The 13,426-nt window shown below is 53.4% G+C and carries 12 protein-coding genes, 1 tRNA gene and 1 pseudogene; 6 read left to right on the top strand and 8 right to left on the bottom strand.

Going from position 1 to position 13,426, the window contains the following annotated elements:
* Positions 1-3: 3 nt before the first annotated feature.
* From J3U06_RS00870 to J3U06_RS00850, 5 genes are all read right to left on the bottom strand, one after another.
* Positions 4-831, bottom strand: coding sequence for a F0F1 ATP synthase subunit delta (locus J3U06_RS00870; protein WP_267444039.1), 828 nt, complete (start codon positions 829-831; stop codon positions 4-6).
* 51 nt (positions 832-882) lie between these two features.
* Positions 883-1,425: a F0F1 ATP synthase subunit B gene (locus J3U06_RS00865; RefSeq protein ID WP_267399307.1), complete on the bottom strand. Its 543-nt coding sequence runs from the start codon at positions 1,423-1,425 to the stop codon at positions 883-885.
* A gap of 50 nt (positions 1,426-1,475) precedes the next feature.
* Entirely contained in the window at positions 1,476-1,703 is a 228-nt protein-coding gene (atpE, locus tag J3U06_RS00860; protein ID WP_254478243.1) for an ATP synthase F0 subunit C, read from the bottom strand.
* A gap of 131 nt (positions 1,704-1,834) precedes the next feature.
* The gene (atpB, locus tag J3U06_RS00855) at positions 1,835-2,650 is read right to left on the bottom strand and encodes a F0F1 ATP synthase subunit A (RefSeq protein ID WP_267431094.1); all 816 of its coding nucleotides are present in this window, start codon (positions 2,648-2,650) and stop codon (positions 1,835-1,837) included.
* Positions 2,651-2,830: 180 nt separating this feature from the next.
* Positions 2,831-3,880, bottom strand: coding sequence for a homoserine O-succinyltransferase (locus J3U06_RS00850; RefSeq protein WP_267431093.1), 1,050 nt, complete (start codon positions 3,878-3,880; stop codon positions 2,831-2,833).
* Between the two features lie 95 nt (positions 3,881-3,975).
* Between J3U06_RS00850 and J3U06_RS00845 the strand changes: the two genes are divergently transcribed.
* Positions 3,976-4,052: transfer RNA gene (locus J3U06_RS00845), tRNA-Met, on the top strand.
* A 123-nt stretch (positions 4,053-4,175) separates the two neighbouring features.
* On the opposite strand, the pseudogene J3U06_RS00840 reads toward J3U06_RS00845, so the two are convergent.
* Positions 4,176-5,130: pseudogene (locus tag J3U06_RS00840) on the bottom strand (transposase-like zinc-binding domain-containing protein).
* 270 nt (positions 5,131-5,400) lie between these two features.
* Positions 5,401-6,129: a DUF2130 domain-containing protein gene (locus tag J3U06_RS00835; RefSeq protein WP_267431092.1), complete on the bottom strand. Its 729-nt coding sequence runs from the start codon at positions 6,127-6,129 to the stop codon at positions 5,401-5,403.
* 1,623 nt (positions 6,130-7,752) lie between these two features.
* Here J3U06_RS00835 and J3U06_RS00830 point away from each other — a divergent pair.
* Positions 7,753-8,760 (top strand): aldo/keto reductase, encoded by a 1,008-nt coding sequence (locus tag J3U06_RS00830; RefSeq protein WP_267444038.1) that lies wholly within the window; start codon positions 7,753-7,755, stop codon positions 8,758-8,760.
* A gap of 49 nt (positions 8,761-8,809) precedes the next feature.
* Here the strand turns inward: J3U06_RS00830 and J3U06_RS00825 are convergent, their stop codons facing one another.
* Positions 8,810-9,691 carry an AraC family transcriptional regulator gene (locus tag J3U06_RS00825; RefSeq protein ID WP_267444037.1) on the bottom strand — a complete coding sequence of 294 codons (882 nt, stop codon included), beginning with the start codon at positions 9,689-9,691 and terminating at the stop codon, positions 8,810-8,812.
* A 156-nt stretch (positions 9,692-9,847) separates the two neighbouring features.
* Between J3U06_RS00825 and J3U06_RS00820 the strand changes: the two genes are divergently transcribed.
* The 4 genes from J3U06_RS00820 to J3U06_RS00805 are packed head-to-tail and all read left to right on the top strand — an operon-like array spanning position 9,848 to position 13,373.
* Positions 9,848-11,137, top strand: coding sequence for an MFS transporter (locus tag J3U06_RS00820; protein ID WP_267444036.1), 1,290 nt, complete (start codon positions 9,848-9,850; stop codon positions 11,135-11,137).
* A 41-nt stretch (positions 11,138-11,178) separates the two neighbouring features.
* Complete coding sequence (locus tag J3U06_RS00815; protein WP_267444035.1) at positions 11,179-12,222, top strand: zinc-dependent alcohol dehydrogenase; 1,044 nt, start codon at positions 11,179-11,181, stop codon at positions 12,220-12,222.
* Entirely contained in the window at positions 12,215-12,691 is a 477-nt protein-coding gene (locus J3U06_RS00810) for an HIT family protein (protein ID WP_211121167.1), read from the top strand. Before J3U06_RS00815 ends, J3U06_RS00810 begins: the two co-directional genes overlap by 8 nt.
* The gene (locus J3U06_RS00805) at positions 12,624-13,373 is read left to right on the top strand and encodes a D-lyxose/D-mannose family sugar isomerase (RefSeq protein WP_267444034.1); all 750 of its coding nucleotides are present in this window, start codon (positions 12,624-12,626) and stop codon (positions 13,371-13,373) included. Before J3U06_RS00810 ends, J3U06_RS00805 begins: the two co-directional genes overlap by 68 nt.
* Positions 13,374-13,426 lie beyond the last annotated feature (53 nt).

Below are 13,426 nucleotides of genomic sequence, written 5' to 3'. Positions count from 1 at the left end.
CGCTCATCCTGCCACGGCCATGCGCCGCTTCAGGTGCTTCAATTGCGTAGCCACCGTGCCGTCTGTAGAGACCGATCCATACTGGACCTTCATACCGCCCAGGACCGAGGGATCGACCACCGAGTTGATGTGGACCGGCTTACCAAGCTTGCGCCCGTAGACCTCCTGCAGGCGGTTGACCTGCTGGTCATTCATGGAGACCGCCGTGGTGACGGTGACCATGATCTGATCCATATGCTCAGAGAAGCGATCCACCAACCAAACGATGGTGTCAGGGAAGCGCCGCCCGCGCAGATCGATGGTGGCGTTCAGGGCCATCTGCTCGGTAACCGGATGCATATGCTGCCCATCAAGAAGCGCCCTGAGCAGGTCGGCTCGCGCCTTGGAATCACTGTACTCGTCGGAGAGCCGGAAGAGCACCAGAGGCATCCCGAGCAGGGCCGAATGGATCTCAGCCAGCTCGCCGGCCACCTGGTTGGTGATGCCCAGAGCATCGGCGTAATAAGCAGTGGCATCCACCGACATGTCCTCGGCCGCGTTGGCAATGTGCACCACACGGCTCCACTGATGATCAGTCAAATCATGGAGGATATCCACGGTCAGAGGATCAGCCTTGTCAGCCAGGATGGTGTCGATCACACGCCACTTGTCCTCAGCCGGACGGGAGGGGTCGGTCAGCGCACGCTCCAGGGGTCTGTTGGCATCGAGCAGGGTCACGAAGGTATAGAGGTCCATGGCCACGCGGAGGGCATCCTTCCCCTTGCTCTTGAGCAAGGGGGCATACTTGGCCCTGGTCTCCTTATCGGAGCTCAGCGAAGTCTCTCCTCGCATGTCACCTCCCCTTTCGCGAGACGGGCGCGCCCGTCGTCCTCTGATCAGTCATCATGCCTGCCGCTTGTCCGAGGGTTGTCCACCCTGGTCCGCGATGATCGAGTCGATCATGGAGGACTGCACGGCATCATCCTGAAGCTGCGAGCCCAGGATCTTGCCGGCAAGAGCCGTAGCCAGCGTGCCCACCTCGCCCTTGAGCGAGACCAGCGCCTGCTGCTGCTGGGACTTGAGGGATCGCTGGGCGTTCTCAGTGATCTGGTTGGCCTCGGTCTCGGCCCGGGTCCTGGCATCGGCCACGATCCTAGAGGCCTCGGCACGGGCGTCATCGCGGATCTGGGAAGCCTCAACACGAGCTTTGCCCAACTGATCCTGATACTGCTTGCGGGCCTGATCCGCCTCTTCACGAGCCTTAGCGGCCTTCTGGATGTTGCCCTCGATCTTGGACGAGCGCTCATCAAAGATGGCCTGGAACTTGGGCATGAAGAACTTGTAGAAGAAGACGGCCAGGATGACCAGGATGACCAGCGACCACACAATGTCATAAAGCTGGGGAATGAACAGCTGAATCCCCTTGTCTGCCGCTAGAGCGTACATTGGCTCCTCCTTTCCCTTATCTAAGCCGGATCATGCAAGAATCGCACGGCTCAGGCAATGAAGAGCGCCACGAAACCCAGCAGGGCCAGCACCTCGATCAAAGCCAAGCCGATGAACATGGTGGTGCGCAGCTTCCCGCTGATCTCAGGCTGGCGAGCCATGCTCTCGACGGTCTTGCCGACGGCAATGCCCAAACCCAGCGCGGGGCCGAGGGCTGCAATGCCGTATCCCAGGATGCTCAGATTGCCGGAGACCTCAGCAAGTGTGATGATGTCCATTTATTTTCCTTTCCTCCACCGTTGCCGGTTCTTGGATTGTGGTTCAGCCCCGACTCCCGTCTACTGGTCGGAACCGACGAATATGTGGGCTGCGACGGCCTGTAACGCCAACCGCGGCTTGTCCTTTCCCCTCAACCTTCTTCAGGGTAACTCATGGAGATGTAGACCGTGGTAAGGATAGCGAAGATGTAGGCCTGGAGGGCCGCCACGAAGATTTCAAAGGCCGTCAAGGCGAAGCCCAGAGCGAACCAGCCTACGCCAGCCAGGGCCAGGGACTTGTTGCCGGCCTCAATGATGTAGAACTGGGTGAAGGCCAGACTGACCGCCACCAGTAGATGGCCGGCGATCATGTTGGCAAAGAGTCGAATGGTCAGGGAGGCCGGCTTGACGATGACCATCTCCAGAAGCTGGATGGGCGTCAGAATGATATAGAGAGGCCAAGGCACTCCAGCCGGAAAGAGCTCCGATTTGAAATAGCCCCAGACACCCTGCTCCCGGAATCCCGTCACCATGTACTGGCAGAAAGTCCAGATGGCGAAGACCAATGGCATAGTGATGGTCGCAGTGGCTGCGATGTTCATGCCCGGCACAATGCCACAGAGGTTGAAGACCAAGATGGTCAGGAAGATGGTCGTAATCATGGGCACGTAGCGCTTGCCGCGAATCTCGCCCAAGGTGTCGTAGACGACCGAGTCACGGATGAACTCGATGACCCACTCGATGGCCCCCTGCCAGCGGGAGGGGATCAGCTTGGCCCTTGCGGCGGTGATTCCCAGCACCAGAAGGATGATGACCATGGCCACGAATCTGACCAGGATGATCCGGTTCATGGCGAAGGGCGTTCCCTGGAAAAGAATCTCAGGAGGCAGGAAATCCTCGATGGAAGGCAGCTCGCTCGGCTTGGCCATGGCCAGACTGAAAGCTCCACTTCCCATTGCCTCTAGCATCTATCGCCTCCTGAACGACACAGTGAACACTATAGCGCGTGTGCGACTCATGGCTGCACCGTGTCGATAGTGTACCCACACCACGGCGACCATGGATTCAACCAGTGTGTCACAGATAGCGTTTGCGGGCAGGATTTGCTCCGCGGTGTGGACAGGCTGGTGACGAAATTCGTCCAATCTTCATCGACAGTCAACAGCGCCGGGAACAAGCCCGTACCCATCACCCGCCATGGGCCGGTATCCGTCAGCCCGCGGGCATTCAGGCGCGTGTCTGACGGACCGGTCCGTGCCTAGACGGCCCGCCGCCCGCAAGGTCGGCACCTGGTCCAAGTCGTAGGGGGTGGTCTCGTAGACCCAGTTCAGCCAGTTGCGCCAGAGCAGATTGGCATGGGCCCGCCAGGAGAAGACCGGCTCCAGCGTGGGATCGTCGTGAGGATAGTAGTTGACCGGGAAAGGCACCTGGTCCAGGCCCTTGGCCATGTCGCGCTGGTACTCGCGGGCCAGGGTGTCGCGGTCGTACTCCCAGTGACCCAGCACGAAAATCTCTGAGAAATCCCGGGTGCTGATAAGCCCCGGGCCAGACCGGGGACCCCAGGTCAGCACCTGCAGATCCGGACAGGCCCGCACCTGGTCCTCGTCCACCCCGGCCCAGCGGGAGTGGGGCTGCAGGGCTATCTCGTCGAAGCCATTGGTGATGAAGCAGTACTCGTCCTGCAGATACTGAGGAAAGACCCCGAAGACCTTGCGATCCAGGTCGCGCTTGGCGATGCCGTGGCGGTGGTAGAGCCCGGCCATGGCTCCCCAGCACAGATACATAGTAGAGAAGACGTGGGTAGACGCCCAGTCCAGAATGTGGGTAAGTTCCTCCCAGTAGTCGACCTGCTCGAAGTCCATCTGCTCCACCGGAGCGCCCGTCACGACAAGACCGTCATAACAGTTGTCCTGGAAGGAGTCCAGATTCTCGTAGAACTTGACCAGGTGATCCATGCTTGTGTGCACGGCCTGATGGGTTGAAGTCTTCATGAAGTCGATCTCCACCTGAAGTGGCGACTTGGAGATCAGCCGCAGCAGCTGGGTCTCGGTCTCCACCTTGGTGGGCATCAGGTTGAGGATGACCAGCCTGAGCGGACGCATCTCCTGACGCTCCGCCTCGTGGCTTTCCAGGGCGAAGATGCGCTCCGAATCCAGGATGGATCTGGCCGGCAATCCAGTGGGGATGGTGATAGGCATGACTCCATTATCCTCCTGGGAACAAATGCCCACACACGGACTTGACAAAGGCAGCGGAATCCGTAACATAGATAACTGCTGTATTGCACAGCCGACGCGGGGTGGAGCAGTTCGGTAGCTCGCTGGGCTCATAACCCAGAGGTCTCAGGTTCAAATCCTGACCCCGCTACCAGTACGGCTCGGAATCGTCTGGACTCCGGGCCTTTGTTTTTCCAACCTGTTTTCTATTTCAGCCTACTTGGGCCTTTAGGAACTAAACGTGGTGCTTTAGAAGCCGTTTTTTGGGTTGTGGTTGTCAGAGTGTGCTGTCGGGGTATCTGACGGGTGTGTGGAGTTCGTTCCAGTCGATGGCGGTGCCGTAGCTTTCGGGCTCGCCCGTTTCCTGTCCGCTCTTCTGTTCTGGTGCTGGTTGTGGTTGGTGGTGTGTGTCTTTGATGAGGCCGGTGGGGTCGGGGTTGGGGCCTTTCATGTAGCAGTGCCATTCGCAGGCGCGTCTCATGTGTTCCTCGGGCAGTCCGTGGTGTTGCAGCAGGGTGCGTTTGATGGGTGAGTTGAGCCCGCCCTCCAAACGGTTGGTGGTGGAGGGCACCGGCCCGCCGGGCGGCCCCCTCGGGGTCGTGGACCCGGGTGAGCCGGTCGCTCAGTTTCTTGAGCTCCCTGCCGGCCTGGAGGCGGGGGCGGCTGGTCAGGTCGGTCCTGGTGTTGCGTTGCACGTGCACCAGGCAGCGTTGGATGCGCGTGCCCGGCCAGACGGCGGCGCAGGCCCTCTCCACGCCGCGCAGCCCGTCCGTGATGAGCACGTCGGGTCGGGGGATGCGGCCGAACAGGGCCGTGTAGGCCGCCGTGTTCTCATGGTGGCACCACTGCCAGTCGATGACCTGGCCGCTGGCCCCGTCGATGGCGATGATCAGGCACCAGCCGTGGGCCATGCAGGTGCCGTCCGCCATGACCGTGTGGTGGACCACACCGTCCGGCTCGATGGCCGGGGCGATGTTCCAGCACCAGCCGACCCGTTTGCGAAAGGCCCGGGCTCCCGTGGGGCCCATCTGCTCCTGTGTCCTGCCCGTCAGCAGCCAGTCCAGGAACTCGCGCAGCTGGAAGTCACGGGCCCGGTCCCTTCTGACGGCGGTCGAGCTCAGGGCGCAGGCCGTGCACTTCCAGCGTTGGGAACCGGCAGTGGTGCGCCCGCTCTTCTTCATCGGCCCATGGCACACCGGGCAATGCCTGGCCCTCTTCGATCTGGTCCTCATGCCCCCATCGAACAGGACAGGAAAGCCCGTCCAAGGGACCCGCAGGGCCCGCATTAATGGGCCGTCCCATTAATACCACCCAGACACGCCTACTGCCACAAGGCCAAACCAGCAACTTAAGCACCACGTTTAGTTCCTATAGGCCCCTACTTGGGGCAGATCGAAACACTGGCCAGCATGGTGCAGTCAGATACAGATGGATGCCCCAACCTCAGAATCAGAGAAAACCGTCTACATCCATCCCGCGACTCGACTGCACGGTTCACATTCTCAGGCCCCAATGGATTTGGACTTCTTTACTTCGTCGAACTTGGCCTTCATGGTCTCATTATGCCTGGTCAGTTTTCGTATGGTTACATCCTGCGCCTTGTTGTTGGCCAGACGAAGCTGGTTCTCGGAGCCCAGCAGGGCGTCCTTGATCTTGTTCAGGTGACTGATGGATTTGTCGATCTCCTCTACTGCATTCTTGAACTTTTTCGAAGCGATTTCATGATTGCGACCAAAAGCATTTTTGAAAGAGTCCAGCTCTTCCTCAAAATGAGTTATGTCGATGTTCTGTTCCTTCACCTCTTCAAGTTCATTTTTGTATTGCAGGGAGTTCTTGGCAGCATCCCGAAGCAGGGTGATTATCGGAATGAAGAACTGCGGGCGGACGACATACATTTTCTCATAGCGATAGGAGACGTCCACGATGCCCGTGTTGTACAGGTCGCTGTCAGGCTCCAGCAGGGAGACCATGATGGCATACTCACAGTGCTTTCCCCGCCTGTCCTTGCTGCCCGTCCTCGCATCGTTGCCCTTCTCAAAGTAGGCATTGGGGAAGGCCGTGGACCGTAGTTTGTTGAACTCGATCTGGCAATGCTGCTCAAGCGTCTCCCCCACCATCTTGGGGGACAGCTTCGCCTTCAGATCACGCAGCCGCTCAATCTGCTCATCACGATCCTGAATCTGGACCTCATAACGCTCCTTGAGGGACTTGGCCTGGACCTTGCTCTGCAACTCCGCTATCTCTGAGTCCTTTTTGCAACAACCGCTTGCAGCTGCGACTTCAGCTGCTCATTTGCAACGTCTATCAGGCCTGTGTTTGGTCCAATTCGCAAACCTTGCTATTCTCGCATTCATCCTGCTCAAGCCGTTCATGAGGATATCGGCATACCCGGCCTCGTCAAAGGTAAATGCAGATGCCCATTGGGATTAAATGATTTTCATCACGGGCAACCTTTTCTTCCTGATCCTGCATTAAACAAAGCCACTCCTGCTCTGAGCAGTCCATACTGGAAACCGAGTGGCCGCGACTCCTAATGAAGAACTATTCATGCTCTATGTCGATCCCTTACAAGGATTCAACAATCATGGACCAGGTAATGATCTTCCGGATCACTCCACAAGCTTGACGATAGTCTCCCGCCTGCCTTGCAGTCTCAAAAGCTGCTGCTACGATCGCTCTTCAATGCCAGCCGCCTCTGCAATCCAGAGTAAAGACGCAGCGTTCTCCAATTTGTTGAAGCACTCCTTTGCGCTATTGTTCGGCTTCTGCCGGGAATAGGAACCCGATCCATAGGTGGCATTATCTGCAAACCACTGCACCATAAGCTGTTTTTCCGTTCTTGCATGTGTATCCGGCGAATTCCTCACCTCACGAAGGTACCTATCGGAATACGGATAATGTGAGTGCTTGAAACGCAACAAGTGCGAAAACGCAACGCAACTCATGTCATTTCCATTTGCCACGCGAGCCTGTTTCATTAAAGGTTAACTTCAGCTTTTACACTAATCATATCAACGGAGAATAGCGGGAACGTTCAGCCGACAATTAGCCTTGCCGCATTGCTCAGATTGCGTCCGTGTCCTAAAGAACAAAATGCGCAAGGGACGACGCACGTGTACATCATCAACCATCAATCGTAACCTGTGGGAGCGGTTATGTCCGAAATTCTATTTCAGGCTGAGTGCACTGGAATCGTCGGCATTTGCGAAATCTTCGGCATTCACCCCCTAAGCATTAGTCAAAGAAGCAAACACCCTGGGTCATCTTGCCTTAGCTCTTCTAGCTGTTTGACCAATATGGGACGCACTCAATCCAGCTCACACACTGCATAGCACCTGCAAACTCACCCTGGAGACAGCGGTGTACGCGGTCGCTGGCCTGTCGGAGGGAGGGTTGCCGCAGCTTTCTCCACTGTAGACTTTTTTGATTTAGTCCTTTGTTATATGCTCCAACTGCAAGGCAGATGAATTCCTATAAAGGGACACATTTAATTGTTTTCGATTGCCTGGTCGTCGATCAGCAATGTTGCTTGTCCCGACTGAAGGGCGGGAGAGCTGTGGAATCCAAGACAGTATCCACTCGATTTCGCTCGCCCAAAAGTCATTGCAAAAAACAACAGGGTTAGTCTCTAAACCGAATACCGCCCTTGCTGCCGATGAAGACTGAATCCACTCATACTCAGCTCCTTGCTTCCATGTTGCTAGTCAAAATTCGTGACAGATAAGCGATAGGCAAGGTTTGTTGCCGGTTCGTTGGGTGTCCTGTTCGCCACGAAAACCAAAGAAGTAGACTTCCACCGACTTGAACTTGCTAGCATGATTGCATCTCCAGCAGGGAAAGCCAGGGGGCTCATCATGTTATACACACAACTGGGCAAGACGGACATCAACATATCGAAGATCTGCGTGGGGTGCATGAGCTTCGGCAAGCCAGGCACCATGCATGACTGGACACTGGATGAGGAAGGGACTGACGCAGTCGTTGCTCACGCACTGGATCTGGGCATCACCTTTTTCGATACGGCCAACGGCTACTCGGACGGGACCAGTGAGGAATATCTGGGAAAGGCGCTGAGAAAGTATACAAGCCGCGACCAAGTGGTCATCGCCTCAAAGGTCTACTTCAACGAGGGACGGCTTTCATCCAAGGCCATCCATCGCGAGATCGATGGGACGCTCAAGCGACTGGGCACCGACTACCTGGACCTCTACATCATCCACAGGTTCGACTATGAAACGCCAATCGAGGAGACCATGGAAGCGCTCAACGATCTGGTCAAGGTCGGCAAGGTGCGAGCGCTGGGCGCCTCGGCCATGTACGCCAGCCAGTTTCAGGGCATGCAGAAAGTCGCCCATGACAACGGTTGGACCCCTTTCAGCGCCATGGAGAACCATTACAACCTGCTCTACCAGGAGGATGAGAAGGACCTGATACCCTTCTGCAGAAAGACGGACGTCTCGCTCATGCCCTACAGCCCTCTGGCCGCTGGCCATCTGACACGGCCCACCTGGACCGCTGACACCCTTCGTAGCGCCACCGATAAGGTCTCGCGCGGCAAGTACGACCGGGCCGAAGACAACGACTTGGCCATCATTGACCGCGTGCAGAAAGTGGCAGAGCGGCACAACGTACCTATGGCCCGGGTAGCCATTGCCTGGCAGTGGGCCAAAGGCGTAGCCTCACCAATCATCGGCGCCACAAAGGCCCGGCACCTTGACGATGCCGCAGCTGCGCTGGATTTGGAGCTTACACCTGAGGAGATTTCCTCCATGGAGGAACCCTATCTGCCTCATGAAACCGTGGGAGCCATTGACAGCAATCCACCCCAGGGCGTAGTGCTGCTGGACGCGAAGGAGAATTAATTCGGTTGACGCCCATAACCGGCTTGGACCACCTTATATGAAATAGAGTTCATGATAGCTTCTCTGTTGTGGGTTCTAATGAAAGATCAAAATCTTTGGATAATGTCAATCCATCCACAATAGTTTGCTTCATATTTCTATAGTCTGTAGGCGTCATCCCCTTTTGTCGTTTAAATACGCGCGAACAATAATTGAATGACCATCCTACTGATTGCGCTACTCGTTCCACCGGATAATTGGTGGATTTCAACAAGTTCATTGCTCGATTTAAGCGTATTTCCTGAAGGACTTGGTTGGGAGTCAGTTGAATAGCATCTCTGAAGATTCTTGTTATATAACTTTCGCTAAAATGAAAATGCTTAGAAAGATCCTCGAGTTTAATCTCTTCGGCGTAATGATTAGTCAAATAACCAATCATGGATTTAATCTTTGAGTTATCCTGTGTTTTAGCCAAAAGAGGCTCTACATAAGAAAAGGGCTGACGCTCGATCCGTTCCTGATACAACCCCAAGAGCAAAAGCTTAAGCAACGAGTCCATCAGTAATGGACGGACTTCCCCCAGTTCACGCCCACCCACCGTTGCAGCAGTATGCAGCTGCTGAATAATCATCAGCAGCATAGGAGCATCAATATAAAAATCCCTACACTCAAGAACTGGACGGATAATTTCGTAAAGTCCAGATTCGATCACAAATTTTATATCCAAAACCGTCGAACCCTGCAAAAACACATAACCATGAGAAGTACCCTCACATACAATGAACAAATGATTCTTCTTTAAATCAATGAGTTGTCCATCATATGTCAACTGTTCAGAGCCGGACATGAAGAATTGCAGTTGACAGAACTTATGCTTGTGTTTAGCAATCTCATCACCCAGCTGATAGGACTTTCCACTGATCCAGAGAATCCGGACGTCCTTGTCTCGCATACCTTCTCCTCACTGTTCTAGATACGGCGATTGGGATAATCATAATCGGCGAATCATGCTCAAATTCGAGCCATAGCATGATTTCCAGAACAGCTGCTGTTCAACCAATCACACGTTATCACGTAAACATTGCAGTTTGCTTGGAGGAATGGTTTCATGAACACGAACACAATTGCCGTAACGGCACAGAAAAAGGTTCGATGGCATATTCTACCCTATTTATTCATCATTTATTTTGTGGCCTTTCTTGATCGCTCAAGTATCACTTACGCCTCCATTGGCGGCATGGATGCAGATCTAGGATTGACTGCAACCACATATGGCTTTATTGCGGGCATATTCTTCATTGGGTATTTCTTGTTTGGCATCCCAGGAAATATGATCCTCGAAAAGGTCGGTGCAAAGCGATGGATCGCCCTCATTCTCATACTATGGGGGCTAGTAACCCTGCTGACCGGGTTTGTGCAATCAGCAGTCGAACTTACAATATTGCGCTTCCTGCTTGGCGTATTCGAAGCTGCGCTTTTCCCCGGTATGACTCTGATCGTTACCTACTGGTTTGTCAGCAAAACCAGAGCTGCAGCCATCGCCCTTTTCATGATTGCGCCTCCTCTGGCGAATTCATTCGGGGCACCTGTAGCGACTGCCATAATCAGCAACATCCACCAATTCTTAAATCTATCCGGTTGGCGTTGGCTTTTTCTGATAGTCGGATTGCCGGCTGTGCTCTTGGGAATATTCACATACTGGTATCTGAATGACAAGCCACAGGATGCCAAGTGGCTGACATCTGAAGAACGCCGATGGTTAATCGACGCGTTGGACAAAGACAACCAGGAAAATTCCAAAGAGGGCGAAATCGCCGCACCATTTAAAGAGGCATTCCTAGATAGGAAGATCTGGATCGTAACCCTTATGAACTTCTTCTATGTCATGGGGTTATATGGCATCACATTCTGGCTTCCGCAGATGATCAAGTCGATTTCTTCCAGCAGCTCCACCATGACTGTGGGCTGGTTAACGGCCATACCGTATCTTCTGGGAGCAGTGGCTCTGGTCGTAAATGCCCGGTCATCAGACCGGACAGGAGAGCGCTATTACCACACCGCCCTTGGTGCCATCGTCGGTGGATTCAGCCTACTCGCATCTGCCCTAATCCCTAATCCATATTTAGCTATGGTGTTCATCTGTCTTGCTGCAATAGGCCTTTACGCTTGGTCTGGACCCTATTGGGCAATCACCACGGCCATTGATCCTCGTATCGCAGCAGTCGGTTTGGGCATTGTCAATGCTATTGGCAACTTGGGAGGATTCGTCAGCCCTTATGTAGTCGGTTGGCTGAAAGATTTGACAAACTCCACAGTAAGCGGGATGTACTTCCTAGCTGCATCGCTGATTCTGGCTGGATGTCTAGTCATGCTTTTGAAAAAGACCAACGCACGTTAAATAACAACCAATAAGAAAGAGGCAATATCATGGTAAGAAAAATGATTGTTCCTGAGATGGAATGGACTGACCATCACAGCGAAGGCACTCAACAAGTTGCTGTTATGGAAAAAGTGGGAGATATCGACATCAAATATGCCAAAATTCCCCATGCGAAGGACAATGAAATACGCGTAGATGTCAAATGGGTGGGCATATGCGGCTCAGATTTGGAAGTATATAGAGGGGCTAGAACACCTGAATTTCTCTCCTACCCTATGAGGTTGGGTCATGAAGTTGCAGGGATTGTCGATGAAGTGGGCTCACATGTGGTTGGTCTTAAGGTTGGCGATCATGTTGCACTGCGGTACGTGTGGGGAGCTTTTGCCGAGTACATTACTTGTGATCCATTCTCAGCGGTGCTGCTGCCCAAAGATTTTCCTCTCATGCATGGTTCTCTGATCGAAATCACGCCGACCATACTCAACGGCATGGAACGCGCAGAAATCAGCCAAGCCAAGAACGTGTTGATTATGGGTCAAGGCGTAAGTGGATTGCAACTGACACAGGTCGCACATTTATACAGCCCAAGGAACCTTGTAGTAACCGACCTATTCGATGAAAAGCTGGCGCTTTCCAGAGAATTTGGAGCTACTCGAACGTACCGAATCCCTTCACAGGACACGCCAACCATGGACATCGTAGGCAAAAACTTCCCAGATGGCTTTGATGTCGTGATCCCAGCACTGCTGGAAGGCGACGCCATAATCGATGCCTTGGATTGCTGCGCACAGAATGCCAAATTGATCATGTACGGAGGCATCGGGAAAACCTCGAAGACCATCGATTTCTTCAAAATGCACCGTCGCCGCGTCGACATACTGACCACAGAACCCAAACGCGACATCGACAACCATCGACTGCTACGAGAGGGAAGAGACATGGTGCTCAATGGACTAATCAACACCGAGCGAACCGTTACCAACATCTTCCCGCTTTCTCAAATTGCCCGGGCCTTCAAATTGCGGAACCATACGCAAGCTGACGTCATCCATGTCATGATTGACTGTGATGCCACTCACGACGATGGTCGATACGATGAGTAAATCAGAAGTTGCCATGCACCAGCAGGGTGTTCGTCCAGGCTGCTTTTACTGCGAACATAGTGAAATACAACGGTCTAGGATGATTTTCATTACAGAATTATCAACATCCACTGTGTTCCTCAACAGGGATCAAACTCATCCGGGACGCTGCATCGTTGCATTGAACTGGCATGTTGACGAACTCTTTGAATTGAAAGGGAAAGAACTTACTCAATATATCCAGGAAGTCGCAGATGTCGCACGAGTTCTTAAATCCATAACCGGATGCAAAAAGATCAACTATGGCATATACGGTGACACCGTTTCCCATTTGCACTTCCATCTGGTCCCTAAGAAACCTGAAGACGACGATTGGGATGATGCTTTCATTAACAACCCGCAAAACCCAATAACAGGCAAAGATGACGTTAATAACCGACTCATCAGCCAAATCCGACAGGAATTGGAGGATAGACACGAAACGCTCTGAGATTGACCACATTATCGATCGAGCTCTAGAGTTCAGCACCAACCGGGGTTTCGTTTTCCCGCACTTTGCCTATTACACGGCAGAGGATTGGCAAAAGCTGAATAAGAATTCCCAAGAGATCATCGACAACATGCTGGGCTGGGATGTTACTGATTTCGGCGAAGGAAACTTTAGTAGACGTGGATTGGTAAGTTTCACTTTCCGGAATGGCAACTATGAGCACCCCGACCTATATCCCAAGCCTTATTGTGAGAAACTCTTCGTAATAGAAGATGGACAAGAGTTGCCCTATCACTTCCATCGAAAGAAAATGGAGGACATCATCAATAGAGGTGGAGGAACATTGGAAATCACCGTCTATAAAGCTGATGCCGACGAAAAGCTAGACAAACAGAAGCCAGTAACTTATGTCTCCGACGGAGAGCGATTCACTGTCCCCGCAGGCTCAGTAATTCAACTGCCACCCGGGCGGAGTGCCACCATGACGCAAGGAACATACCATCAATGGAAAGGAGTGCCTGGGACCGGCAGAATCCTCTTGTTCGAAGTATCATCCACCAACAACGACAAAACAGACAATCGTTTTCTGGAAGACATACCTCGACTGATTTCCGTCGAAGAAGATACACCAAGACAGCATCTTCTTTTCAATGATTATGGTGAAATCAAGCTGAAAGGCTGACCGACGAATCATCGGTAAGACGGTGAAGGTGCCAGACCCCTTGAAGATCTGCC

Origin of the sequence: Bifidobacterium sp. B4142 (assembly GCF_026537325.1) — a bacterium.
In the GTDB taxonomy this organism is placed as follows: Bacteria; Actinomycetota; Actinomycetes; order Actinomycetales; family Bifidobacteriaceae; genus Bombiscardovia.
This window is presented reverse-complemented; position numbering and strand designations above follow the sequence as displayed.